The 24,015-nt window shown below is 33.5% G+C and carries 28 protein-coding genes; 11 read left to right on the top strand and 17 right to left on the bottom strand.

The window, feature by feature from the left end:
• Positions 1-50 precede the first annotated feature (50 nt).
• Together murJ and cysS are read left to right on the top strand one after the other, a co-directional pair.
• On the top strand, positions 51-1,484 hold the full coding sequence (gene murJ / locus CQA62_RS03570) for a murein biosynthesis integral membrane protein MurJ (protein WP_104725069.1): 1,434 nt from the start codon (positions 51-53) through the stop codon (positions 1,482-1,484).
• Positions 1,481-2,887, top strand: a complete 1,407-nt coding sequence (gene cysS / locus CQA62_RS03575; protein WP_104725070.1) for a cysteine--tRNA ligase — start codon at positions 1,481-1,483, stop codon at positions 2,885-2,887. Before murJ ends, cysS begins: the two co-directional genes overlap by 4 nt.
• On the opposite strand, the gene CQA62_RS03580 is transcribed toward cysS, so the two are convergent.
• A complete protein-coding gene (locus tag CQA62_RS03580; RefSeq protein ID WP_104725071.1) occupies positions 2,884-4,149 on the bottom strand; it encodes an apolipoprotein N-acyltransferase in 1,266 nt (421 codons plus the stop codon). The genes cysS and CQA62_RS03580 overlap by 4 nt on opposite strands.
• Before the next feature lie 50 nt (positions 4,150-4,199).
• On the opposite strand from CQA62_RS03580, the gene CQA62_RS03585 reads away from it, so the two are divergent.
• From CQA62_RS03585 to CQA62_RS03600, 4 genes are read left to right on the top strand one after another with little or no spacing between them, the layout of a single operon-like run.
• Entirely contained in the window at positions 4,200-4,865 is a 666-nt protein-coding gene (locus CQA62_RS03585; protein ID WP_158653709.1) for a CvpA family protein, read from the top strand.
• On the top strand, positions 4,865-6,382 hold the full coding sequence (gene lysS / locus CQA62_RS03590; protein ID WP_104725073.1) for a lysine--tRNA ligase: 1,518 nt from the start codon (positions 4,865-4,867) through the stop codon (positions 6,380-6,382). Before CQA62_RS03585 ends, lysS begins: the two co-directional genes overlap by 1 nt.
• On the top strand, positions 6,379-7,629 hold the full coding sequence (locus CQA62_RS03595) for a serine hydroxymethyltransferase (RefSeq protein WP_104725074.1): 1,251 nt from the start codon (positions 6,379-6,381) through the stop codon (positions 7,627-7,629). The genes lysS and CQA62_RS03595 overlap by 4 nt, the downstream gene beginning before the upstream one ends.
• 9 nt (positions 7,630-7,638) lie before the next feature.
• A complete protein-coding gene (locus CQA62_RS03600; RefSeq protein WP_104725075.1) occupies positions 7,639-8,439 on the top strand; it encodes an SPOR domain-containing protein in 801 nt (266 codons plus the stop codon).
• 24 nt (positions 8,440-8,463) lie between these two features.
• On the opposite strand, the gene CQA62_RS03605 is transcribed toward CQA62_RS03600, so the two are convergent.
• The 9 genes from CQA62_RS03605 to rpe form a co-directional block, all read right to left on the bottom strand.
• Positions 8,464-8,790 carry a YraN family protein gene (locus tag CQA62_RS03605; RefSeq protein ID WP_104725076.1) on the bottom strand — a complete coding sequence of 109 codons (327 nt, stop codon included), beginning with the start codon at positions 8,788-8,790 and terminating at the stop codon, positions 8,464-8,466.
• Positions 8,783-10,057: a homoserine dehydrogenase gene (locus tag CQA62_RS03610; protein ID WP_104725077.1), complete on the bottom strand. Its 1,275-nt coding sequence runs from the start codon at positions 10,055-10,057 to the stop codon at positions 8,783-8,785. Before CQA62_RS03610 ends, CQA62_RS03605 begins: the two co-directional genes overlap by 8 nt.
• Before the next feature lie 142 nt (positions 10,058-10,199).
• The gene (locus CQA62_RS03615) at positions 10,200-11,021 is read right to left on the bottom strand and encodes a hypothetical protein (protein ID WP_104725078.1); all 822 of its coding nucleotides are present in this window, start codon (positions 11,019-11,021) and stop codon (positions 10,200-10,202) included.
• Entirely contained in the window at positions 11,015-11,866 is an 852-nt protein-coding gene (locus tag CQA62_RS03620; protein ID WP_104725079.1) for a hypothetical protein, read from the bottom strand. The genes CQA62_RS03615 and CQA62_RS03620 overlap by 7 nt, the downstream gene beginning before the upstream one ends.
• Positions 11,859-12,545 (bottom strand): 23S rRNA (guanosine(2251)-2'-O)-methyltransferase RlmB, encoded by a 687-nt coding sequence (gene rlmB / locus CQA62_RS03625; protein WP_104725080.1) that lies wholly within the window; start codon positions 12,543-12,545, stop codon positions 11,859-11,861. Before rlmB ends, CQA62_RS03620 begins: the two co-directional genes overlap by 8 nt.
• On the bottom strand, positions 12,542-13,378 hold the full coding sequence (gene rsmI, locus CQA62_RS03630; protein WP_158653710.1) for a 16S rRNA (cytidine(1402)-2'-O)-methyltransferase: 837 nt from the start codon (positions 13,376-13,378) through the stop codon (positions 12,542-12,544). The genes rlmB and rsmI overlap by 4 nt, the downstream gene beginning before the upstream one ends.
• 2 nt (positions 13,379-13,380) lie before the next feature.
• Entirely contained in the window at positions 13,381-13,584 is a 204-nt protein-coding gene (gene rpmE / locus CQA62_RS03635) for a 50S ribosomal protein L31 (RefSeq protein ID WP_104725082.1), read from the bottom strand.
• Between the two features lie 71 nt (positions 13,585-13,655).
• Positions 13,656-14,504, bottom strand: coding sequence for a 3'-5' exonuclease (locus CQA62_RS03640; protein ID WP_232006808.1), 849 nt, complete (start codon positions 14,502-14,504; stop codon positions 13,656-13,658).
• On the bottom strand, positions 14,501-15,151 hold the full coding sequence (gene rpe / locus CQA62_RS03645; RefSeq protein WP_104725083.1) for a ribulose-phosphate 3-epimerase: 651 nt from the start codon (positions 15,149-15,151) through the stop codon (positions 14,501-14,503). The genes CQA62_RS03640 and rpe overlap by 4 nt, the downstream gene beginning before the upstream one ends.
• Positions 15,152-15,254: 103 nt before the next feature.
• On the opposite strand from rpe, the gene CQA62_RS03650 reads away from it, so the two are divergent.
• Genes CQA62_RS03650 through CQA62_RS03660 form a run of 3 tightly spaced genes read left to right on the top strand, consistent with a single transcriptional unit; the run spans position 15,255 to position 16,850 of the window.
• Complete coding sequence (locus CQA62_RS03650) at positions 15,255-16,112, top strand: class 1 fructose-bisphosphatase (RefSeq protein ID WP_104725084.1); 858 nt, start codon at positions 15,255-15,257, stop codon at positions 16,110-16,112.
• Positions 16,109-16,294: a hypothetical protein gene (locus tag CQA62_RS03655; protein ID WP_104725085.1), complete on the top strand. Its 186-nt coding sequence runs from the start codon at positions 16,109-16,111 to the stop codon at positions 16,292-16,294. The genes CQA62_RS03650 and CQA62_RS03655 overlap by 4 nt, the downstream gene beginning before the upstream one ends.
• On the top strand, positions 16,275-16,850 hold the full coding sequence (locus CQA62_RS03660) for an SEL1-like repeat protein (protein WP_104725086.1): 576 nt from the start codon (positions 16,275-16,277) through the stop codon (positions 16,848-16,850). Before CQA62_RS03655 ends, CQA62_RS03660 begins: the two co-directional genes overlap by 20 nt.
• On the opposite strand, the gene CQA62_RS03665 is transcribed toward CQA62_RS03660, so the two are convergent.
• The 5 genes from CQA62_RS03665 to CQA62_RS07095 form a co-directional block, all read right to left on the bottom strand.
• Positions 16,828-17,694, bottom strand: a complete 867-nt coding sequence (locus CQA62_RS03665; protein ID WP_104725087.1) for an ABC transporter ATP-binding protein — start codon at positions 17,692-17,694, stop codon at positions 16,828-16,830. The two genes, CQA62_RS03660 and CQA62_RS03665, sit on opposite strands and share 23 nt — an antisense overlap.
• Positions 17,687-18,349 (bottom strand): molybdate ABC transporter permease subunit, encoded by a 663-nt coding sequence (modB, locus tag CQA62_RS03670; RefSeq protein WP_232006813.1) that lies wholly within the window; start codon positions 18,347-18,349, stop codon positions 17,687-17,689. Before modB ends, CQA62_RS03665 begins: the two co-directional genes overlap by 8 nt.
• 2 nt (positions 18,350-18,351) lie before the next feature.
• The gene (locus CQA62_RS03675; RefSeq protein ID WP_104725088.1) at positions 18,352-18,741 is read right to left on the bottom strand and encodes a TOBE domain-containing protein; all 390 of its coding nucleotides are present in this window, start codon (positions 18,739-18,741) and stop codon (positions 18,352-18,354) included.
• A complete protein-coding gene (gene modA, locus CQA62_RS03680) occupies positions 18,738-19,469 on the bottom strand; it encodes a molybdate ABC transporter substrate-binding protein (RefSeq protein ID WP_104725089.1) in 732 nt (243 codons plus the stop codon). Before modA ends, CQA62_RS03675 begins: the two co-directional genes overlap by 4 nt.
• A gap of 85 nt (positions 19,470-19,554) precedes the next feature.
• Complete coding sequence (locus tag CQA62_RS07095) at positions 19,555-20,853, bottom strand: methyl-accepting chemotaxis protein (protein WP_115585115.1); 1,299 nt, start codon at positions 20,851-20,853, stop codon at positions 19,555-19,557.
• Between the two features lie 118 nt (positions 20,854-20,971).
• Here CQA62_RS07095 and CQA62_RS03690 point away from each other — a divergent pair, with 118 nt between their 5' ends.
• Positions 20,972-21,436: a tRNA (cytidine(34)-2'-O)-methyltransferase gene (locus CQA62_RS03690; RefSeq protein WP_104725091.1), complete on the top strand. Its 465-nt coding sequence runs from the start codon at positions 20,972-20,974 to the stop codon at positions 21,434-21,436.
• Here CQA62_RS03690 and rny read toward each other — a convergent pair.
• Positions 21,417-22,895, bottom strand: a complete 1,479-nt coding sequence (gene rny, locus CQA62_RS03695) for a ribonuclease Y (RefSeq protein WP_104725092.1) — start codon at positions 22,893-22,895, stop codon at positions 21,417-21,419. The two genes, CQA62_RS03690 and rny, sit on opposite strands and share 20 nt — an antisense overlap.
• The gene (locus CQA62_RS03700; protein ID WP_104725093.1) at positions 22,825-23,493 is read right to left on the bottom strand and encodes a 5-formyltetrahydrofolate cyclo-ligase; all 669 of its coding nucleotides are present in this window, start codon (positions 23,491-23,493) and stop codon (positions 22,825-22,827) included. Before CQA62_RS03700 ends, rny begins: the two co-directional genes overlap by 71 nt.
• On the opposite strand from CQA62_RS03700, the gene CQA62_RS03705 reads away from it, so the two are divergent.
• The gene (locus CQA62_RS03705) at positions 23,475-24,005 is read left to right on the top strand and encodes a hypothetical protein (RefSeq protein ID WP_104725094.1); all 531 of its coding nucleotides are present in this window, start codon (positions 23,475-23,477) and stop codon (positions 24,003-24,005) included. The two genes, CQA62_RS03700 and CQA62_RS03705, sit on opposite strands and share 19 nt — an antisense overlap.
• The last annotated feature ends 10 nt before the right edge of the window (positions 24,006-24,015 follow it).

Consider the following 24,015-nt stretch of genomic DNA (forward strand, 5'->3'; position numbering starts at 1 on the left):
CTTATTGAATAGGTAGAATTCAAATTTTATCCCATAAATGGAGATTTACATTGTTAAAAAAAGCTTTTTTAACTAATAGCAGTGGAATTTTACTCTCAAGGATTCTTGGCTTTTTAAGAGATGTATGCATGGCTTCAATTCTTGGAGCTGGAATATTTAGTGATATTTTCTTCATTGCCTTCAAACTCCCAAATCTTTTTAGAAGAATTTTTGGAGAAGGGGCATTCACACAAAGTTTCCTTCCAAGTTTTATCTATGCAAGAAATAAGGGAGTTTTTGCCCTGAGCATTGGTGGAGTATTTGCTACGATCTTATTGCTCTTGAGTCTTCTTGTTTGCCTTTTCTCCCCTCTTCTTACAAAACTTCTTGCCTTTGGTTTCCCACAAGATGTCATCAATATGGCAGCCCCTATTGTTGCGATTAATTTTTGGTATCTTTTACTTATTTTTATCGTTACTTTGCTTGGAGGGATCTTACAATATAAAAATGTCTTTTGGGTCAGCGCATATAATACTGCTCTGCTTAATGTGTGTATGATTCTTGCACTTCTATATGCAAAAGATCAAGATAAATTACAAATTGTTTATTGCTTAAGCTATGGAGTACTTTGTGGAGGAGTAGCACAGATTTTATTGCATTTTTATCCCCTTTACCGTTATGGATTCTTTAGACTCTTCTCCTATTCTATTCCTGTAATATTTTCTTTTATAAAAAATACCCATAAACATTCTCAAAGATTTAAAAAAGATTTTAAATCATTCTTCTCACAATTCTTTCCAGCCCTTCTTGGAAGCTCAACAATACAGCTTCTTGCTTTTATTGAAACCTTTATTGCTTCATTTTTAAGCTTTGGAAGCATCTCTTATCTTTATTATGCTAATCGTATTTTTCAACTCCCTCTTGCACTCTTTGCTATTGCAACCTCAGTGGCACTTTTTCCCATGATTGCTAAGGCCATAAAAAATACACAAACCCATCTTGCTTTAAAAAAAATGTCTCAAGCCTTTTGGTTCCTCACTCTCACACTTTGTGCATGTTCTATAGGTGGAATTATTCTTAAAGAAGAAATTATCATTCTTCTTTATCAAAGAGGTCCTTTTACCCAAAATGACACACTCACAACCGCAAATGTTTTTGCCTTTTATTTACTGGGTTTAGTGCCTTTTGGACTAAGTAAAATTCTCTCACTCTGGCTCTATTCTCATAAACTTCAAGGAAAAAGTGCAAAATATTCTTTAATTTCTCTAGGAAGTGGAACCTTACTTTGCTTACTTCTTGTTAAACCCTTTGGGGTTTTGGGTATTGCTTTTTCAAGCTCTTTTGCAGGTTTTATTCTTTTAATACTTAATATCAAAGCAATAGGTACAAAAAACTTTTTTTGTATAATCGCAAATAAAAAATGGGCATTCATTACACTTATTGCACTTCCAATTGAAGCTTTAGCAGTGTATGGTTTGAAAATTTTAATTCAAGGATATCTATGAAAACTTTATTTCTCTTTGATAGTGTTAAAAAACAAAAACTCCCCTTCACCCCTATTTATCTCAACCATGTCAAACTCTACGTCTGTGGTCCAACTGTCTATGATGATTCTCATCTTGGTCATGCAAGGAGTGCCATTGCCTTTGATTTGCTTCATCGCACACTTTTGGCTCTTGGTTACACAGTTGAGTATGCAAGAAACTTTACAGACATTGATGATAAAATTATTAAAAAATCTCTTCAAACAGGTCAAAGTTTGGAAGAAATTACAACCCACTATATTGCCTCTTACCTTAAGGATATGCGGGCTTTAAATGTCCTTTCTCCTACCCTTGAACCAAAGGCAACTCAAAATCTTCCCGCAATGATTGAAATGATTGAAACCCTGCTTAAAAAAGGCTACGCTTATCAAACAAATAATGGTGATATCTACCTTGACAGTAGCAAAGATCTACTTTATGGCTCTCTCTCTCATCGCTACGATGATCTTGAGATGCAAACACGCCTAGAGAGTGAAAATGAAAAAAGAAATCCAAGAGATTTTGTGCTTTGGAAATCCTATAAAGGAGAAAAAGACATAGGTTATGAATCACCCTTTGGCAAAGGACGTCCAGGTTGGCATATTGAATGCTCCGCAATGATAGAGAAACATTTAGCATATAAAGATGAAGAATATGCTATTGATATCCATGGAGGTGGGGCCGATCTTCTTTTTCCACATCATGAAAATGAAGCCTCACAAACCCGCTGTGCAAGCAAGAGAGAACTTGCAAAATATTGGCTTCACAATGGCTTTGTTACAATCAACGGTGAAAAAATGAGTAAAAGCCTTAATAATAGCTTCTTCTTAAAAGATATTTTAAAACACTATCATGGAGAAATTGTACGCAATTACCTCTTAGGCACGCATTATCGAGCAAATTTTGATTTTGGAGAAACAGATTTATGTTTTAGCAAAAAACGTCTTGATAAACTCTATCGACTAAAAAAACGTATCACATCCTCAGTTAATTCCTCCTCTTCATCACTTAAAGATCTTCTTCTTGAAGCCCTAAGTGAAGATTTAAATATTTCTTTAGCCTTAAGTCATATGGAGAACTTTTTTAAAGAAAGCAATGAAGCTTTAGACAAAACACCCAAAGATCAAGCTCTTCAAAAAAATATTGCTGCCTCACTTCTTGCAATTGAGGAAATCTTAGGACTTGGAAAAATTGATACTCATGAATATTTTCAACTTGGAGTGAGTGAAGAAGAAAAAATATGGATACAGAACTTAATCTTACAGCGCCAAGAAGCCAAAGCAAATAAAGATTATGCAAAAGCTGACAGTATCAGAAATGCTCTTGAAGAAAAAAAGATTATTCTTCTTGACACTCCTCAAGGGACAATATGGGAAAAAAATTAAGTCATTACAAAACTTCTTGAACCATTAATCGCATGCAAAATGATTTTGTTATAACGCTTTGCATAATATTTCATAAGCATTTTTTGCACAGAGGGTTCAATACTTCCCTTAAACCATGCATTATTGCTTATCACAATTAAATATTTTGGTGCATTCTCATAAGCTTCTTGGCTTGTCCCTTCATAACATATCAGTACTCTTACTTTTTTCCCCTCAATATTAATATCACTAAACTTTTCTCCTTCAAGTATTTTTGGAGAATTTCCTAAAAAGAAATGACGGAGTGATGAACTCAAAAAATCTGGTAATGGAATTTTTTCACCAAAAGGGGCTAAGATTTTCTTATCTGCAATACTCACTCTTAAGTTTGAAAAAATATAAGCTGAATTATAAATTCCATTTTCTCCTTCTCTTAGCGAACCTACAATCAAAGTGTTCCCAGAACTCATTGAGTTAAGTATTTCCCAAAAATAACTTTTTTCTATTTCAAAAGGAAAAGCTGTTTCAGGAAGAATAATAAGTTTCTTTTTTTCTTTGAGTGCAGTCTGAATTTGAGTAAGTTGCTCCTTTGTCATGGATTGCATATTTTGTCTTTGCCATTTAAAATCTTGTGAAAAAGAACTTCCTAGTAGCGCATAATCAAAAGGAATCTCTTCTTTTTTTTGTGCTAATGAATGATAATCAAGTGCACAAATTAAAAATGCAATTCCAACAATTTGTTTTCTATCTTGGGTTTGTAAAATGAATGCAATTCCTAAAACAATGAGGATAAAATCATACTTTTGCACCCCAAAATAGCTATAGGCAAAAAAGCTATCCACAAGTAGCCAATCAAATCCAAAAGGATGGATATAGCCCAATAAAACGAGCCAAACTCCTCTCCAAATATAAGAAGGATAATACAGAGCAACCACAAAAAGTAGCATGTAAATTCCTGCAACAACGACTGCAATCACAGGTACAAGAATAGGGGCACCAAAATAAAAAAAAGAAAATCCCACCCAATAAAACCATAATAATCCTACAAAAAAGCCAAACCAAAACTTCTTGGAACTTGGAATAAGAAAAAAGATTGCCACACTTCCTAAAGCTAGAAGTGTAATGAGCCAACTATAAGGATCACGATCAAAAATTTCAAAGAAATGGACACAATAAATTGGCCCAACAAATATCAATGAATAAAAGAAAGTTTTTAGCACTTTTTCCTCGTAAAAGAATTTATAAAACTGTAATATTATTGTAGAATTCTTTACAAAAGCAATACTTTAATGTTTGTATTTATCTTTTGCATATAGAGAGGAGTTTAACCTTGGTGGCAAGTTTTGGCTATCTTGATTTTTTATTTTTAGCTATCATCATATTTTCTTCTCTAGCGGGGTTTTTTAAAGGCTTTGCAAAAGAGCTTTGCGCCTTCTTTGGTGTGATTTTTGGAATTTTCTTTGCCTCACGCTTTGCCTATGAGTGTGGAGAGTGGTTTAGAAATACTGTTATTGATATCAAAAATGAAACTTTTGACACAATCATTGGATTTTTAATTATTTATTTGATCATTTGGGTTTTCTCTTTTTTAATTGGAAAACTCCTTGACAAGCTCTTTAATAGTGCGCTACCTAAATATCTTAATAAACTTCTTGGGATGTTTTTTGGAGCAATTAAGAGCTTTTTAGCTATTGCAATTATTCTGCATCTTGCCTTTAGATTAGAAATGCTTGAAAGCCTTAAAGCACATTGTGCATATAATTCAACTCTATATGAGATTATGGACAAAATTGCTTCAAATCTTATTAGTTCTAAACTTATTAGTAATGCTCCAAAAAATACCCAAGAGGTCAAACAGGAGCTTGAGAATATGAAAAATGAAATGATTGATAAAGTCCAAGAGAGTGGGGAACAACTCATTGATAAAACCAAGGATACAATTCAAAATCTCTCCCAACCCACTCCAAGCCAATCTACAACATCACAAGAAGGACAGTAATGTTTGACAATCAATACATTCAGCAAAGAATCCAAAAATCCAATTCATTACGAAAACTAGGCTTTAATCCCTATGCTAATGGCCAAAAACGCTCACTTTATAATGCCCAATTTCTAGAACGTTACTCTAGCATTGCCTCACAAGAAGGGCAAAGAGATGAGAACATAAGTGAAAAGATTGTCGGAAGAGTAAAATTAGAGCGATGGATGGGAAAAGCTAGTTTTATTAAAGTAGAAGATGAGAGTGGAATTTTGCAAGTTTATTTCTCAAAAAATGATTTAGGGGAGCATTTTGAGATACTCAAAAAACATCTTGAAGTTGGGGATATTATTTATGCAATTGGATTTCCATTTTTAACTAAAACAGGAGAGCTTAGCCTTTATGCAAAAGAGATTGAGATTATTACAAAATCTATTGTTCCTCTCCCTGAAAAATTTCATGGACTTAATGATATAGAATTACGCTATCGTCAACGTTATGTAGATCTTATTGTCAACCCAGACGTCAAAGAAACCTTCAAAATGCGCAGCAAAATTATTTCAAATATCCGTAAATTTTTTGAAAAAAAAGGCTTTTTAGAAGTTGAAACTCCTATGCTTCACCCTATTCCTGGTGGTGCAAATGCTCGTCCCTTTATTACCCACCATAATGCCTTAGAAGTTGATCGCTATTTAAGAATTGCTCCAGAACTTTACCTTAAACGTCTTATTGTAGGAGGATTTGAAGCTGTTTTTGAAATTAATCGAAATTTTAGAAATGAAGGAATGGATCATAGCCATAATCCAGAATTTACAATGATTGAATTTTATTGGGCTTATAAAACCTATGAAGATCTTATTGCTCTAACGCATGAGCTTTTTGATTATCTACTCACCTCTCTCTCACTCCCCAAACAAATTCCTCACGGTGAAGATATCATTGATTTTGATAAGATAAGAATCTTAAGTTATCAAGAAGCACTCAATCAAATTGGTGGAATCCCTCAAGAAATTATAGAAGATAAAGAAAAGCTCTATATCTATTTACAAGAAAATAAGGTAGAAGTACAAAAAAATATGAATTATGGAAAACTCCAAAGTGAAGCCTTTGATGCGTTTGTAGAAGACAAACTCATTAATCCCACCTTTATCACTCAATATCCTATTGAAATTAGCCCACTTGCACGCCGAAATGATCATAATCCAATGATCGCGGATCGATTTGAACTCTTTATTGGTGGAAAAGAAATTGCCAATGGCTTTAGTGAGCTTAATGATCCTCTAGATCAACTTGAAAGATTTAAAGAACAAGTAAAGGCTAAAGATGCTGGTGATGAGGAAGCACAATATATGGATGAAGATTATGTTTGGGCTTTAGCTCATGGTATGCCACCAACTGCTGGACAAGGAATTGGGATTGATCGTCTTGTGATGCTATTGACAAATCATAAAATCATTAAAGATGTTATTCTTTTTCCTGCTATGAAACCCATAAGGCATCATTTTGAACCCATCAAAGAAAAGGAGAAAGAAGAATGAGCTTTTATCTACAGGAACAAGATAAAGAGATTTTTAATCTTATTGAAAAAGAATTTGAGCGACAAAATACACATTTAGAGCTTATTGCAAGTGAGAATTTCACTTTCCCAAGTGTCATGGAAGCAATGGGGAGTATTTTAACTAATAAATATGCAGAGGGTTATCCTTATAAGCGATATTATGGTGGGTGTGAATTTGTTGATGAAATTGAAACTATTGCTATTGAGAGAGCAAAGAAACTTTTTAATTGTTCTTTTGCTAATGTTCAACCTCATTCTGGGAGTCAAGCTAATGGTGCAGTTTTTAATGCACTCCTTAAACCTTATGACAAAATTTTAGGAATGGATTTAAGTCATGGAGGGCATCTTACTCATGGTGCAAAAGTTAATGCAAGTGGAAAAATCTATCAAAGCTTTGGTTATGGTGTAGATCTTGATGGCTGTATTAATTATGAAAAAGTAAGAGAAATGGCACATTATATTAAGCCTCAACTTATGATTTGTGGTTTTAGTGCCTATACCAAAGAATTAGATTTTAAAAAGTTTAAAGAAATTGCCCAAGAAGTTGGAGCAATTCTTATGGCAGATATAGCCCATATTGCAGGACTTGTTGTTGCAGATGAGTACCCCAATCCTTTCCCATATTGCGATGTCGTTACAACAACAACACATAAAACTTTAAGAGGTCCAAGAGGGGGTGCAATTTTAACCAATGATGAAGAAATTTCAAGTAAAATTAATAAAGCAATTTTCCCTGGGATTCAGGGTGGTCCATTAATGCATGTCATTGCTGCAAAGGCTGTAGGATTCTTAGAAAATCTTAAACCTGAATGGAAAACTTATGCTAAGCAAATCAAGCTTAATATTAATATAATGGCAGATATGCTTATGCAAAGAGGCTATAAACTTGTAGGAAATGGTACACAAAACCATTTAATCCTAATGGATTTCTTACAAAAAAACTTTAGTGGAAAAGATGCTGATCTTGCATTAGGAAATGCAGGAATCACAGTGAACAAAAATACCGTTCCTGGAGAAACTAGAAGTCCATTTGTTACCAGTGGAATTCGACTTGGCTCTCCTGCACTTACTGCTAGAGGAATGAAAGAAGAGGATTTTAAATTTGTAGCCAATAAAATTGCCGATGTGCTTGATGACATCAACAACCCAAAGATTCAAGAAAAAGTTTGGGAAGAAGTGAGAGCATTTAGCCAAAAATTTAAACTTTATCATCAACCTATCTACTAAGGAGAAAAAATGGAAAACAATCTTGAAGATATTTTAGTGGACAATATCGAGGAAAAACCTTCCTCTAAATCCAAAGCAAGACTGATTATTATTACAGTTGCAACAATTGTATTACTCGCGGTTTTAGGAACTCTTGCATATGTGTTATTGAAAAGTGAACCAAAGAAAAATCCAGAGTTTAATCATACAGAATTAGAAAAAATCATCCCAGAAGAATCTCAACCTGATGATTTTGACAAACTTATTGCAGAAATTAAAAATAAAGATACTCTCAATCAACCTCAAACTTCTATTTCTGCTGAAGAATTACGCCAAAATCCAGTGCAAAAAACTCCACAAGTAGAGGAGAAACCCACTGCTCCAAAGTCTGAGGATCAGCCCCAAATAAAACAAAATGTAAAAGAAGAGAGCAAGCCTAAGAAAGAGAATAAGCCTAAGGCAATTGAAAATAAACCTATAGTGCCAAAAGTTCAAGAGAGTAAACAACAAGAGAATAAAAAAGAAATACAAAAAAAATCTCAAGTAGAAAAAAAGGCACCTAGTGCATCTAAGGCCTTTGAATCACTTGAAACTCCAATGCCTCCAAAAGGATATTATCTTCAAATTGGTGTATTTGGAGGAAAGCCTCAAGCAGCATTTATTTCAAAACTTGCTTCTTTTGAATATAAAACAGAAACACTCCAAAAGGGAGGAAAAGTTCTTACTCGCTATCTTGTTGGACCTTATATCAACAAAGATCAAGCAGAAGCAGCAATTTTTAATGTTATGCAAACAATGGGAATTAAACCCATCATTATAGAAATCAAATAAGGGTAAGGTTTTTTCCCTACCCTGTCATATTGTAATATTCTCTAAAAGTGTTACTTCATCACCACAAATAATCAAAGCATCAATACAGTAATCAAATCTGACATCATTCTGATAAAAATAAAAACCAATAGTTTGATTAATTTTGTGAAGTTTCTTTGAGGTAATGGCATAAACAGGATTTCTTCTTGCACTTCCCTTCACCTCTATAAAGTGTAAAACCTTATCTTTAAGAGCAATAATGTCAATCTCACCAAAGCGTGAATAAAAGTTTCTCTCAATGATTTCAAAACCATTATCTTTTAAAAACTCACACCCTTTTTCTTCATAGTAATTTCCCCATTCTCTACTCATGAACTCTAATTTTTCTTATCGATCCCAAAGTAAAAGAACATAATGAAATCTTTTTTATTGCTTCATTGACTTTTCTCTCTTCTACCCTATGTGTTAAAAGAATAATGATCGCACTTCTCTGATTATCTTCTTGCATAAGCTGACTGATTGAGATTTCACATTCTGCAAGAATTGAGGTAAGCTTTGCCATTGCTCCTGATTGGTGCAGCACCTCTATTTTAAGATAAAACTGACAGATAATATCACCTTTATTTTTGAGCTTAACACATTCAGAAGAGTTGAAAGTTCCAAAAGGAGGGATAGGATATTGTGCACATTCTCTAAGTCTCGCAATATTTACAATATCTGCAATCACAGCACTTGCAGTTGCATCTCCACCTGCACCCAACCCACAATACAACATCTCCCCTATTCCATCTCCTCGCACACTTAGAGCATTTTTCACACCATTGGCACTACAGAGCATTGAGTCATGGGGGATAAAAGTAGGATGTACACGTAATTCTACAAATTCTCCTTCTTTACGTGCAATTCCTAAAAGCTTAATTTTATAACCCAATTTTGAGGCTATCATAATATCTTCAAGTTCAATATCTTTAATTCCCTCAATTAAGATCTCCTCTTCCTTTACTACAATCCCATAAGCAAGTTTGGCAAGAATGAGTAATTTATGAGCAGCATCCCCTCCTTCAATATCAAGTGTTGGATCAGCTTCGGCATAACCTAATTCTTGAGCCTGAGTCAGTGCGCTTTGGAAAGATTGATTTTTCTCTTCCATTTGGGTGAGAATAAAATTACTTGTTCCATTCATAATTCCACTAAAATCTAAAATTGCATTCCCCACTAAACTGTCTCTAAATGCTTCAACAATTGGAATTCCTCCGCACACACTGGCCTCAAAACCAAAAGGAATACCCTTAGAATATTCTACAAGCTCTTGCATTTTTGAAGCAATCATTGCTTTATTTGCACTCACAAAGGCTTTTTTCTTTTGAAAAACTCTCTTAGCTATTTCAAAAGGGTATTCAATTCCCCCTACAAGCTCTACAACCAAAGCAATACTCTCATCCTCTAAAATTTCATCCAAACTTTCTGCAAGATTAAAACCATAGTGAGCATACTTAGCTTGATTTCTTACAAGTACTTTAGCAACGACAATCTCTATCCCACTCCTTTGAGCAATGAGATGTTTATGTTTATTGAGTATTTGAGCAACCGATAATCCCACGGTTCCTAGCCCAATAATTGCAATCTTGTATGTTTGCATTTTTACTCTCCATAATTTTTAGAAATATGCCAAGATTTCTTTGTATTTGAAAAATTTTTTATATTTTTCTCATACTACCATTATTCTCCAATAATCCAAGAAGTATTATTGAAATTTATTTAATTAAAACATCATAAAGTCTTTAATATGGTGTAAATACAACACTTAATCCATATTTTAATCTTGCAGGATTGTTTAAATCTGTCACCATCACAAAGGCTGTTTTTTCATTTAAAGCAATCTCACTCTCAACAGCAAAACTATTTTGTGTAATAATTTCTAGAATTTGTAGATTTTTATCATAAAGAACAATACGTGGAAACCAACCAATGCGCGTATTTTTCTTTTTGATATACAAAACTCCTGGAGCTTGAACATCAAACCAATACTCACCAGAGATTTTTTTTATATCAAACCTTGCCTGTTTTAATAAAGGAGTTGAGCCAAGAGTAATCCATTTTTGAATCTCAAGATTATATTCCCAATGCAAAAGATTATCTCTTTTTACACTCAAAGATATCATCCCTCTTTTTCGAAGCTCATTGAGGAAAATTACAGGATCTAGAATATGTTCAGTTACAAGCGAAAAAGTAAGCTCAACTTCCCCCTGCTCATATTTGGCTTTTGAAATTGTAAAATAAGAATACCCAATTGAAGAGAGAGTGCTATTGATTACTCGTGTGAGAAAAATTGGCTTGCTTTTGGCTTTAATAGTAATTTGAAGTTCTGAAGGCTCAGAAAACATAAGCTCTAAAAGACCATTATCTTTAAGAGTTTTTAAAATCAAAAAATAATCAATCTGGCCCTCATTAATAAATTTTTTTTCATCTTTAAAAAGTTTTTTAATAAAATTTTGGTTAGTGTAATACGCTTGTTTGCCAATGAAATTTTCAATACAATCCTCAAGATTGTTTCCAAATAATCCTCCTACCAAAATAAGAAAAAAGAAGAACTTTCTTACCATTGGACTCCGCCGTTAAGATAAATAAACTCATCTTGACTAATTTCTCTTAATCCACCTTCCTTAGTATAAATAAGATATACAGGAAGATATCCCTTAAACTCTCTGCTCTCTTCATCTAAGCTCAGAACAAATCCACCACGAGCAATGCTGATTAAGAGTTGTTTATCAAGTGGAATATCAAATTCTTGCTTAGTTTTTGCAATACGTTTTCTATTCTCAAGATTAATCATTCCCACCCAAAGAGGTTTAGCACTCTCAATATAAAGAATATTTTCTTCATTAAAAGCGATATTGGGAAAAATCTCAACCCCATACTCAGAAATATTTTTTTGCTCAATTTGAGGTTTTTTCTCCTGTTTTTGCTCCTCCTCTTTAACCTGTCCTTCTTCTTGAATTTGCTTCTCTTCCAAAGGTTGTACTTGAGGGATTTCTTCAATAATAAGCTCTTGAGTAATTTGTGGCTCTTGCATTGTTTTTTTTGTGGTCTCTAAGTCTGTAGAAGCTTTGGGAATCAAAGAAAAGAGCAAAATTGCACCCACAATTCCTAAAACCCCTAAAGCTCCCCAAACCAAATAGGAATTCTTCTTCGAATGCACAACCACGCAGTCCTCATCTTTCTTTTCTTGAAGGAGCGTTTGATGAAATTCTTTATATTCCTGAAACCAAGAAGATAAATCTAAATCATATTGCCTTTGAAGAATATTGATAAAACCCCTAGCCCTCACACTATCAAGTTTTTCAAATCTTTTATTAAGAATACAATCAATTTTGGTAAGATCAAGATTAGTATCTTCTTGAATTTTCTCAATACCAATCTGTCTCAATTTCTCTAATGCGTTATCCATTCTTTAACCTATAAACCAAGATTCCTGTTGCTACTCCAACATTTAAGGAGTTAAATTCATTTTTCATTTTAATTGAGATTATTTTATCCATTTTTTGTTTGATTTTTCCACTCAACCCCTCACCCTCTGAACCCAAAAATAACGCCCACTCATCACTAGGGGCAATAGATAAAACTTCCTCTCCTCCCATATCTGCACCATAGCAAGTTTTATTTTTTGTCTTGAGCTCGTGAATAAGTTCTAAGAGATTGGATGTGATATAAAAAGGCACACATAGCATTGCTCCACTACTCGCTCTAATCCCTCCTTCAATAGCATTTTTACTTAAAGTCCCCCCTATAATAATTCCTTCAACTCCAAGAGCATAAGCACTTCTAAAAATTGATCCAATATTTCCTACATCACTGATTCCACAAAGCACAAGCAAGGTTTTTAAACTCAAAATTTCTTTTTTCTCTACACTCTCAATAGGCTTAATCTTTGCCAAAAATCCTTGATGATTCCCACTATGGGCCATAGCTTGGGCTTTTTTGGTATCAATGCGTAAAATTTTTACACCAGAAGAACAGAGAGAGGAGAAGAGTTTTTTATCAATTTCTTTTGCTAAATAAATTTCTTCAAGCCTATCAGGGCATTTTTGAAGAACATAAAATAAGATTTGCTTACCATAAACAATCATTCTTCTTCCTTTAACAGGCGCTCATACCATTCTTTAATAGGAATATTAGTAAGTTTTGAGAGAATCTTGCTTTTTAGTTTAGGGGCAATGGGAAGCTCTAAAACTTCTTGAGCAGTGAGTGTTTTTTGATAATCTTTTTTAGAAAAATCAATCACTAGACACCACTCACCTTGCAAATTTTCCCCCTGCATTTGCTCTAATACTTCTTTTATATTTCCTAGAAAAGACTTTTGGAATTTTTTTGTCATCTCTTTAATTGCAAAGAGTTTACAACTACAATCAACCTCACCCAAATCTGCCAAGCTCTCTAAAAGTCGATGTGGACTTTCAAAGCATACTAAAGGCATACCATTTTGCACTCCTAGAACCTGATGCCAATACCTCAACCTCTCTTTTCTCTCTTCTTTTTTATGGGGCAAAAAACTATCAAAAACATATCCTCTATCCCCAAAACCACTATAAGCAAAAGCAAGAGATGGCGCACTTCCTCCTAAAAGCACTTCAAATTCAATACAATGCTCTCTTGCATAATTAATTAACACTGATCCTGGATCACTGATACAAGGCATACCTGCATCACTCATAAAAACAACATTTTGAAAAAAAAAGTCTTTTTGAATCTTTTTAAGAAAATCTTCTTGATTATGAGTATGGAAAGAATAAAAGACTCGCTCTTTATCTTTAATGTATTGACGCTGCTGAAGAAGTGATAAAAGTTGTTTACTTACTCTTGTATCCTCACAGAGAAAAACCTCTGTTTGATCAAGAATATTAAGTGTATGAAGTGTGATATCGGCTAAATTGCCAAGGGGTGTAGGCAACAAATAAAGCACGATTATTTCATATTGTATTTTTGTCTAAATTTCTCCACTCTTCCTGTTGCATCAGCAATTTTGTCGCTTCCTGTATAAAATGGATGACAAAAACTTGAAATATCAATTCTTAAATCACTTTTATTGCTCATAACCTCAATTGTTTTTCCGCTTGTTACACAAGTTACTTTGCAAGGGATATATTCTGGGTGGATACCTTTTTTCATTTTAAGTCCTTTAAGATGATTTAAACTCACTTGTATTTTCGAAATATTAAGCTTAGGATTTTATCAAAAAACTAAGAATTTTCATCTAAATTTTTAAGACTTTTTGCTTTTTGAGAAAAATTCAAAAGGCTTTGGGCGCTAAAAAAACACGCATCCACATTTTTAAGAGATTTTTCAAAAATTCTCATACAAGTATAAGCATCTGCATAAGCACGATGAACTTGAGGGGTATGAATTTCTAAAAAATTATTCAAAAAATTCAATCCATACCGAGGTGCTACAATACTTCTTTTAGCAAGCTCAATGGTGCATAATTTTTGGTTATACAATCCAACACCAAAGAATCTACAGTAACAATAATCTAAAAAAGTATAATCAAAGCCTACATTATGTGCTACAAAAATACTATCACCCAAGAACTTTCTAAAACTTTGTAGAACCTCCTTCTCTTGTGGAGCATCACATAAGGCTTCTGGCGTGATTCCTGTAATTTCTTGAATAATCTCTGGCACATTACTTGCCCTTACATAACTTTCAAAACGATCCAATACTTTTCCATTGCAATACTTAATTGCACCAATTTCAAGAATTTGAGAAATTCTAGGATCAGCACCACTGCTTTCAATATCTACAAAACAAAAAATTTGATCTTTTAAGCTTCTTTTTAAAGATCCAAGAAAAACTTCTTGATTGATTAAGCTAATATCCAAACCAATGGTGTGCAAAAATTCTAGTGAATGATCACAAATTGCTAAATTTCTTAGCACTTCATCTTCAGAACAAAGAGAAATAAACTCATGCAAAGGAATGCTCTTATTCTCCAAAGCTTGCAAAATCACATTACTCTTTGGTCGAAGCTTTAGGGGTTTTGGAGGAAGATTTCCCTTTAAAGAGGGATCAAATCTAATAATATGCTTCAATTCACACTCTTTTTAAGAGAAGAAATTGCTTGATTATAATCATCAGAACCAAAAATATAACTCCCAGCCACTAAAATATCTACTCCTGCTCGTGCAAGCATAGGTGCATTGATATGATTAATTCCACCATCAACTTCAATAAGACAATGAGGAGCAAACTCATCTCGAAGATCCCTAAGTTCTCTAACTTTTTCTATTGTGTGGGGAATGAATTTTTGACCACCAAAACCGGGATTAACACTCATTAAAAGCACCATATCCAAATCTGGCAAAATATATTTAAGTTCGTGAACAGAAGTATGAGGATTAAGAGCGATGCAAGGAGAAATCTCTTTTGAACGAATAAAAGAAATATGGCGATGAATATGAGATTCTGCTTCTAAATGAAAACCTAAATATTTAGGCTTAAGCGAAGTAAAAAGTTCAAGAAAAAAAGGAACACGATCAACCATGAGATGAATATCAAGAGGGATTGAAGAGATATTTGCAATTTGCTCTATAATCATAGGGCCAAATGTAAGATTTGGGACAAAATGCCCATCCATCACATCAATATGGAGTAAATCTGCCCCAGCTTCAACAGCTTTAAACACCTCTTCTTGAAGTTTTAAAAAATTAGCAGATAAAACACTAGCCGCAATTTTCACCTTTTTCTCCTCCTTAAATTTGAAATTTGGATTGTAACAAAAAGCCTTGTTTTTTATAAAAACCGTTATAATTTTAAAGCAATTTTTTAACTTAAGGATAACTATGCATACCTTAATTGAAACTCTTTACTCTCTTGCTCCAAAAATATCTGAACTCATTATTCTTGGAGAAACTTCTTATGCCTCTTCAACTAATCAAAGTGGTGATATCCAACTCGCTCTTGACATTCAAAGTGATTTACTTATTCAAAAAGAGCTTACTTCACTGAAGTGTATTAGAGCAATTTTTTCAGAAGAGAAAGAAGAAATCATACAAATCAATCCTCAGGGAAAATATCTTGTTGCTTATGATCCTATTGATGGCTCATCTTTAATTGCAGGAAATTTAAGTGTGGGGAGTATTTTTGGAATTTATACAGAAAGTTTTGAGGGAAAAAATCTTATTGCAAGTGCATATATTCTTTATGGGCCACGCCTTGAGATTGTCGTCGCAACCCAAAAAGATACACCCCCTATCCTTAAGCGCTACAATCCAATCTCTCAATCTTGGGGTCAAACAAGTTCACTCATTCTTTCATCTCAAGGCAATCTTAATTCACCAGGTGGAACACAAAAAAATTGGAGCACCTCTCATAAAGAGATGATTGAGGGCTTTTTTAAACAAGGATATCGTCTTAGATATTCTGGAGGAATGGTGCCTGATTTGCATCAAATTCTTACAAAAGGTGGAGGATTATTTAGCTACCCAGCAACAACTGATGCACCTCAAGGTAAATTGCGGAAACTTTTTGAAGTTTTTCCTTTTGCTTTTATTTTTGAATGTGCTGGAGGTGAGGCAATTAATGGATACCAACGCCTTCTTGATCTTCCTATTTCCCACTCCCATGAAAGTACACAATGCTTTTTTGGAAGTAGAGAAGAGATTAAAATCGTTAAAGAAATATACAGGAATAAAAAATGAGCCAACCTTATACTCAAGAATTCCAACAAGCTAGAGAAGAACTTATGAAATGCCAAAAAGAAAAACAACTCTCTTCTTGTATGCAATGCCCCAAAATCCTAGAGTGTCATACTCGAGAAAAATATGTTAAAGAAACATATTCCCATCTTAGCAAAGGTAAAAATGGGGAATTTTCTTTCTAAAGTTTTTCTTGTTACTCTTGTGATTGTGCTTAGCGGCTGTAAGGGAAAGGTAGAAAACCTTAAAGAAGCACTCAGCAAATATCAAGATCGTAATTTTAAAGAGGCATTATTCTACTTTGAGAGAGCCTGTTTAGAAGGACAAATCTATGCATGTCAAATGACAGCTTCTCTTTATCTAAATGGAAAGGCAGGAAGTAAAAGTAAGGCTAAATCTCTTAAGGCTTTAGAATATGCTTGTCAATGGGGGGATACTTCTTCTTGCAAAATCACCTACCATTCATATAACACACTTGCTCTTTCACCACTTGCAAATAAAATGCTTGAATATGGTTGCCAAGGGGGAGAAAGTGAACTTTGCAGCCAACTTGCTCTAAATCTCTATAAAAATAAAAATTTTAAATCTTCTCTTGAGACTGCAAATAAAGCTTGCTATGGCGGAAGTCTAAAAGGATGTCATTTCTACCTTGCCCTAGCACAAAAATATAATCCCGATCCTCTAAAAATTAAAGCTATTGAAATACAAATCCAAAAACTTATTCCTCAAAAGAAGATTTGATTTTTCTTACCATTGGAGAAAAAGATTTAAGCACAACCTCTACACTCTCTCCCACCTCTATCCCCTCTATCTCACTAGGATGCACAACAAAATTCATCACTTCACCCCCAATAAGCATACATATCTCACTCAATAAGGCATTATTCCTAATTTCAAGAATCTGGGCAATCAGTTGAATATTGTGCTTTGCAAAAGTTCCCCTAGGAGAAGAATGTGAGGAAAACTTTCCTTCTTGAAGAACAAAGACTTCTTGGGCGAGTGTATACACCTCTGCAATATCATGGCTGACAAATATTAAAGTAAAGTTGAGTTCCTTTTGCAATTGTAAAACTTCTAAAATGAGTTTGTTTTTTATTGTGTTATCTAACGCAGAAAAAGGCTCATCAAAAAGAAGGATTTTGGGCGAATTTGCCAATGCTCTAGCAATTGCCACTCTTTGAGCTTGCCCTCCAGAAAGCTTAGAAGGCTTAACATCCCTTAATTGTATAAGCTCCATCATCTCTAACAAATCATCAACTCTCTTTTTTTGTGCATTCTTTCCATAAGCAATATTTTCATATACACTTAAATGAGGAAAAAGAGAATAATCTTGAAAAACATAGCCCACACCTCTTTTTTGAGGAGGTAAAAATTTTTTTGCATCATCCCAAATTTCCCCATCCACCTTTAGTATTCCTGATGAGATTTGTTGCATCCCTGCAATAATCTTTAAAATTGTACTTTTTCCTGCACCACTTTTCCCAAAAATTGCTATTCGATGGCCTTGAGAGATTTGAGCTCTAACCTCTAAATTAAAATCGCCTGATATGCCATGAAGAGATTTGTAAAAATCAAATTCAATCATTTAAAAATCTCTTATTAATATAAAGCATAATAAAAAGCATAATAAAACTTACCACAAATAAAGTGAAAGCATATTGGTGTGCTAAGGGATAATTAAGCATTTCTACTTCATCAACAATTGCAATACTTGCTACCCTACTCTCCCCAGCAATATTGCCACCAATCATCATTACAACTCCAAATTCTCCAATTGCATGAATAAAGGTACCCACACAAGCAATCAAAATTGAGGGTTTAATATTGGGAAGCAACACCCTAAAAAGCGTATAAATTCTTCCCCTTCCTAGAGAAAAACTTGCTTCATTCAAATAATTAGGCAGTGAACAAATTCCACTTTTAATAGGCTGTATCATAAAAGGAAGTCCAAAAATTACACTGCCCAATAAAATTCCCTCAAAGCTAAAAACAAGCTTAATTCCAAAATGTTCAAGCAAAAATTTTCCAAAGAAATGTATAGGAGAAAATGCAAGAAGAAGATAAAAACCAAGTACAGTAGGTGGCAAAACCAAGGGAAGCCATACAAGCACTTCTAAAATAAGTTTTAATACACCTTTAGAATAATAAAAATATCCTCCCATCATAATACCGATGGGCAATAAAATCACCATTGTTAAAAATGCAAGTAAAAATGTGAGTTGCATTGTTTCAAAAAACATCTCTACCCCATTCTCTCAAGAAGAATTTCATTGGATTTAACAAACCAAAGAAATTCTTGTCCAACTTTAATTTCAAGTTCTCTATAAGCCTCTGAAGAGATTAAAGAGCAAATTCTCTCTTGAGCAAACTCAAACTCAATTCTTGCTAAAACACCATTTTCACTTACAGATACAACAGATGAAAGAAATTTATTTCTTGCACTTAAGCGATGACTCTCCCTATGTGCAACCATAACATCACTTTCTTTAAAATATACTCCAACACCCTCCCCTATTTTCCATCCTCCCCCCAAACTCATCACACTCACAATAAAACCTTTTATATCAACTTTAACAAATGCAATCCCTTGAGCTTCTTTAAAACTTATCACTGTGCCAAAGAGTTTATTCATAAGCCTCTTGTATATCCATATCTTTCAAAAATCTTTTGAACATCATGGCTCAAAATAAAACGTGCAAAGGCTCTTGAGAGTCCAGGATTTTGAGTATTCTTAAGGATGATAAAAGACTGCTTAATGGGTGAATAATATTGAGGATCTAAAACTAAATAAGAAAAACTTGGGTCTCCGATAACAAGAGAAAGTGCATTCAATCCTACTTCTGCATTGCCGCTTTTGACAAAATTTAATGCTTGACCAATTGAATCACCATAAACAAGTTTTTTCTCAACAAGTGGATAAAGTTCCATATTTTTTAAATATTCAACTCCTGCTTTTCCATAGGGAGCAAGCTTTGGATTTGCTAAAGCAATATGAACAATTTGTTTATTAGCTTTTAAGATATAGGGCGTTGAGATATTGATTCCACTAGCAGTGCATAAAACCAATTTCCCTTGTGCATATATTTGTGGTTGCAAAAGTGCATATCCTTCATCAAAAAGCTTTTGAGGTTTTTCTTCATCTGCAGAAAAAAATAAATCGGCTTTAAAAGAATTTTTGATCTGTGCATAAGCTTTCCCTGAAGAAAGATAAGTAATTGTAATTTTTTCATCTGGATAATTACGAACAAACTCTTCTTTGATAACCTCTAAAACATTTTTCAGATTGGCAGCCGCAAGGATTGTAAGCTCACCTGCAAAAAGATTAAAAGCAAACAGAATGCAACAAAATAAAACTCTCATAACAAAACTCCTTTTCGTTATATTTTTTTGTATATAACGCTAATTATAACAAAGCAAACTTTAAATAGTTTGCTTTGTTACTTGATTAGAGTGTATTTTTTTCTTTAATTGTTTGAGCGACCCTTGAAGCACTTTCACGAATTTTATCCATTACTTCCTTAGCCTCTCCAGCAAGTTTTACACCATCATCAACTTGCTCAATACTTGTTTTAATATTATCAACAACTTGCCCTGTAACATCTCGGATTGAGTTGATTGTTGTTGTAATTTCTGTAATTGATTTTGATGTTCGCTCAGCAAGTTTTCTTACTTCATCAGCCACAACAGCAAATCCTCTTCCATGCTCCCCAGCTCTTGCAGCTTCAATCGCAGCATTGAGTGCTAGAAGATTGGTTTGATCTGCAATATCTTTAATGGTTTGAATCACTGAAGTAATCTCATCAGATTGACTTCCAAGACTTCCCACAAGTGAAGAACTTGTTTGCATCATTTCAGCAATTTGTTTCATATTATTTGTAGTCTCTTCAATAACTTTTGCGCCATTAGTTGTCAATCTATCATTTTCTTGAGCCATTTCTGAAGCAATTCTTGTGTTTTCTCTATCATTGAGAACCTGTGAAGTGATATCAGTAGCAAACTTAATTACACGATAAACCTTGCCATCAGAATCAAAAATTGGGTTATAACTTGCTTCTAGCCAAATTTCTTTATTGTCTTTTCCAAAACGCTTAAATTTTCCTGCAATAAACTCACCTTTTTTAAGACGATTCCAAAACTCTGTGTATTGTGGAGATTGTGTGAAAGCTTGATCACAAAATATTCTATGATGCTTTCCTTTAATTTCTTCAAATGAATAACCTAAGGCATCTAGAAAGTTCTTATTTGCATCAATGATATTTCCTTCCATATCAAATTCAATTGCAGCCATAGAGCGATTAACTGCATCAAGTGTATTTTGGCTTTCACTTACTTTATTGGTATAAGAGGTGATATCTGCAGCAATGGCAACAATATACTCAATTCTGCCATCATCATTTAAAACAGAATTAAATGTTACATAAAACCATACAAGTGATCCGCTTTTACTCTTTTGAGAATATACTCCAGAGACATCAACATTTGTTTTAATTGCATTCCAAAGTTTTTCATAATCTGCCTCAGTTACAGTTGGATTTCTAAGATTCTTGTATCCAATTTCTTTAAGTTCTTTAAGAGTATAACCCATAACATCAATATACTTTTGATTGACATCTAAAATCCCATTATCTGGCGTTAGCTTCACAACACAAAAACCACGATCAGCGGTTTTAACAATCGCATTTTGCTTCTTTATTTCTTCTTGCAATTTTGCGATTTCAGCTTTCAAATCTTGACTAAAAAACATAGAAAACTCCTTAAGAGAAATAATTACAAGTATTATAAAACATCTCTTGGAAAAATAAGAGTAACTTTGCAAAATAAAAGGGCAAAATTGTTTAAGAAAAATCAATAAAAGGAAAAAAATGTTTAATATTGTTTTACTTGAACCAAGAATTCCACAAAATACTGGAAATATCGGAAGACTTTGTGTTGCTGGGTGGGCTAGGCTTCATCTTATTCATCCTCTAGGATTTGTTCTCTCACAAAAAGAAATTAAACGTTCAGGAATGGACTATTGGGAAAAATTAAAAGTTATTGAATGGGATAATCTTGCTTCATTCCATAAAGTCCACCCCATTTCTTCATCACATTTTTTTCTCTCTACAAAAGCTTCAAAAACCTATTATGATGCAAATTTCAGTGATGAATGTTTTATTTATTTTGGAAGAGAAGATGCAGGATTACCTCAAAGTCTTTTAGAAAAAAATTTTAAGCAAACTTACAAACTTCCTATGAAAGAAGGTCGAAGCATTAATCTTGCAACCTGTGTGGGTGCAGTCCTGTATGAAGCGATCAGACAAAATCGCTCTATTTTGCATATTCAATAGAACGGTATTCTCTAATGACATTAATTTTAATTTCACCTGGATATTGAAATCCCTCCTCTATCTCTTTGGCAATTTCTTTAGCCAAAACCGCACTTGCTTCATCGCTTAAAATTTCAGCCTCAATAATCACTCTAATCTCTCTTCCTGAGTTAATCACATAAGACTGTTTGACTCCAAGCTTTTGATTAATGAGCTCTTCAATCTCAATGGCTCTTTGTAAAAAATTTTCCAAAGCTTCTCTTCTTGCACCAGGACGAGCAGCAGAAAGTGTATCAGCTGTACAAACAGCAGCAGCCTCTATACTCATTGACTCCTCATAACCATGATGGGATTTGATGGCATTAAGCACAATATCACTTTCTTGATATTTTAAACAAAGCTCATAACCAATATCAACATGATTTCCACCAAGTTCTTGGGTTAAGCTTTTTCCAATATCATGAAGCAAACCTGCTCTTCGTGCCATTTTTGCATCACCCCCAAGCTCTCCTGCAATTATTCCTGCAAGCCGTGCCACTTCAATAGAATGTCCAAGTGCATTTTGTCCAAAACTTGCACGATATTTTAATTTACCTATAAGCTTCTTTAATTCTGGATGCATATATCCAAGCCCAAGATCAAGCACAGTATCCTCACCATCTTGCATAATCTGCTCTTCCATCTCTTGGGAAATTCTTTCATAAACTTCTTCAATTCTTGAAGGTTGAATTCTTCCATCTTCTACCAGTGCTTCAATGAGCTTAGTTGCAATAGCTCTACGATAGAGATTAAAAGAACTTAACACAATGCTTGAGGGTGTATCATCAATAATAACATCTACCCCTGTAATCATCTCAATTGCTTTAATATTTCTTCCTTCTTTTCCAATAATCCTTCCTTTAAGCTCATCATTAGGAAGAGTAATTACATTAATCAAGCGCTCTGTTGCAAACTCACCAGCATAGCGGGTAGTAGCTTGAGCAATAATATAGTTTGCCTTCTTTCTTATCTCTTCTCTGGCTTCATTTTCATATTTTCGAATGAGCTTTCCCTTATAGTCAATCAAATCATCTTCAATCATTTCACAAAGCTTCTTTCTTATCTCTTCAATGGAGGTTCCAAGCTGTTGGGAAAAAGCTATTTTTAACTTTTCTCTTTCTCGTGTATATTGTTCAATAAGTTTTTCTTGAACTCTTTGTTTTCTAGTAAACTTTTCTTCTTCTGTTTTTAATTTTTCTTCTCTTTTTTTAATCTCATCTAGATACTTTTGAAATTGTTGATTTTCAAGGGCTGATTTTTGTTCAAACTCTTGAATTTTTAGTCTATAACTTTGCTCTAACTCTATTTCTTTAAGTTTAAGTCGTTGAAGTAAAAGAGAGTGTTCTTCTTTTGAAGATCTATTGAGTTTTTTAAAGATTACAAGAAAAGTTACTAGGATAAAGATAATTAAGATTATAAGGCTTATCCATATCCATTCCATTATATTTTCTCCTTATTTTACAAGATGGTACAAGGATTAAATCTGCACCAACATCAAAATCTTGTGTAATTTTTTGACAAACATACAGACCTAAAAGACTTACAAAAATTATATAGGGTTTACTTGATAATTTGGCATAAAAACGATCATAGTATCCCCTGCCAAAGCCAATTCTCCTCATTTTTTTATCCCATGCCAACATTGGAACAATCATTACATCGAGTTTCGCTCTTTTTTTTACTCTTCCTCTTGGCTCAAAAATAGAAAATTTTTCTTTAAATAAAGGGAGTCTAAACTCAATTAAATCAAACTCTTCTCCTTTTATTTTAGGAACATATAAACATATATTTCTTCTTTTTTTAAGTTTATAGAGTAAGGCCGTGATATCAAATTCACTTGGCAGTGGAAAATAAAGCAAAATATGCCTAAAGTGATTTTGCAAAATAATCTTTTCAAGCGTTTCAAGCATAATTTTTTGAGCTTGAGTTTTTTTATTTTGGAAAAATTTTATTCTTTCTTTGGCAATAGTTCTAATTTGCGTTTTTATATGTTTTCTCCTATAATTGCTGTATGAAAATAATGAAATACTATCTTTTATGTTGCACTTTTATTCTAATTTTTGTAGGTTGTGATGGAAGAAATCAAACATACAAACAAACTTATCCCCAATATACTCTAAGTAACTTTGATGGAAAAAATATACAAATCATTAAATACAAAAACAAGATTCAAATTCTCCCAGCTCCTGATACCAATAAGCCTGTTATGTTCTTTTTTCTCCAACCCTCTTGTACTGAATGTTTTAAAGGAATTGAGCATATCCAGCGCCTTTATGAAGAATATAAAGATAAAATCCTTTTTTTTCCTATTCTTTCAGATGCTCAGAGTAATGAAGAAAATTTTAAAAGTGAAGTCGCTATTTTGAAAAAAAACTATGGACTTAATTTTGAGTTTTATCGCTCTGTTGGAGAAGATTTCTTGCAAAGTTTTGAGCGAGAAAGTGATAGTAATTTTATTGTTTTATACAATTCTTCCCTCTCACTTGTAGGAGAATATGAAGGTTTGGTGCCAGAAGAAATGCTAGAACTTGATCTGAATCTATCTATATAAATAGGAGTTA

This window comes from Helicobacter cholecystus, from assembly GCF_003364215.1.
GTDB classification, from domain to species: Bacteria; Campylobacterota; Campylobacteria; order Campylobacterales; family Helicobacteraceae; genus Helicobacter_G; species Helicobacter_G cholecystus.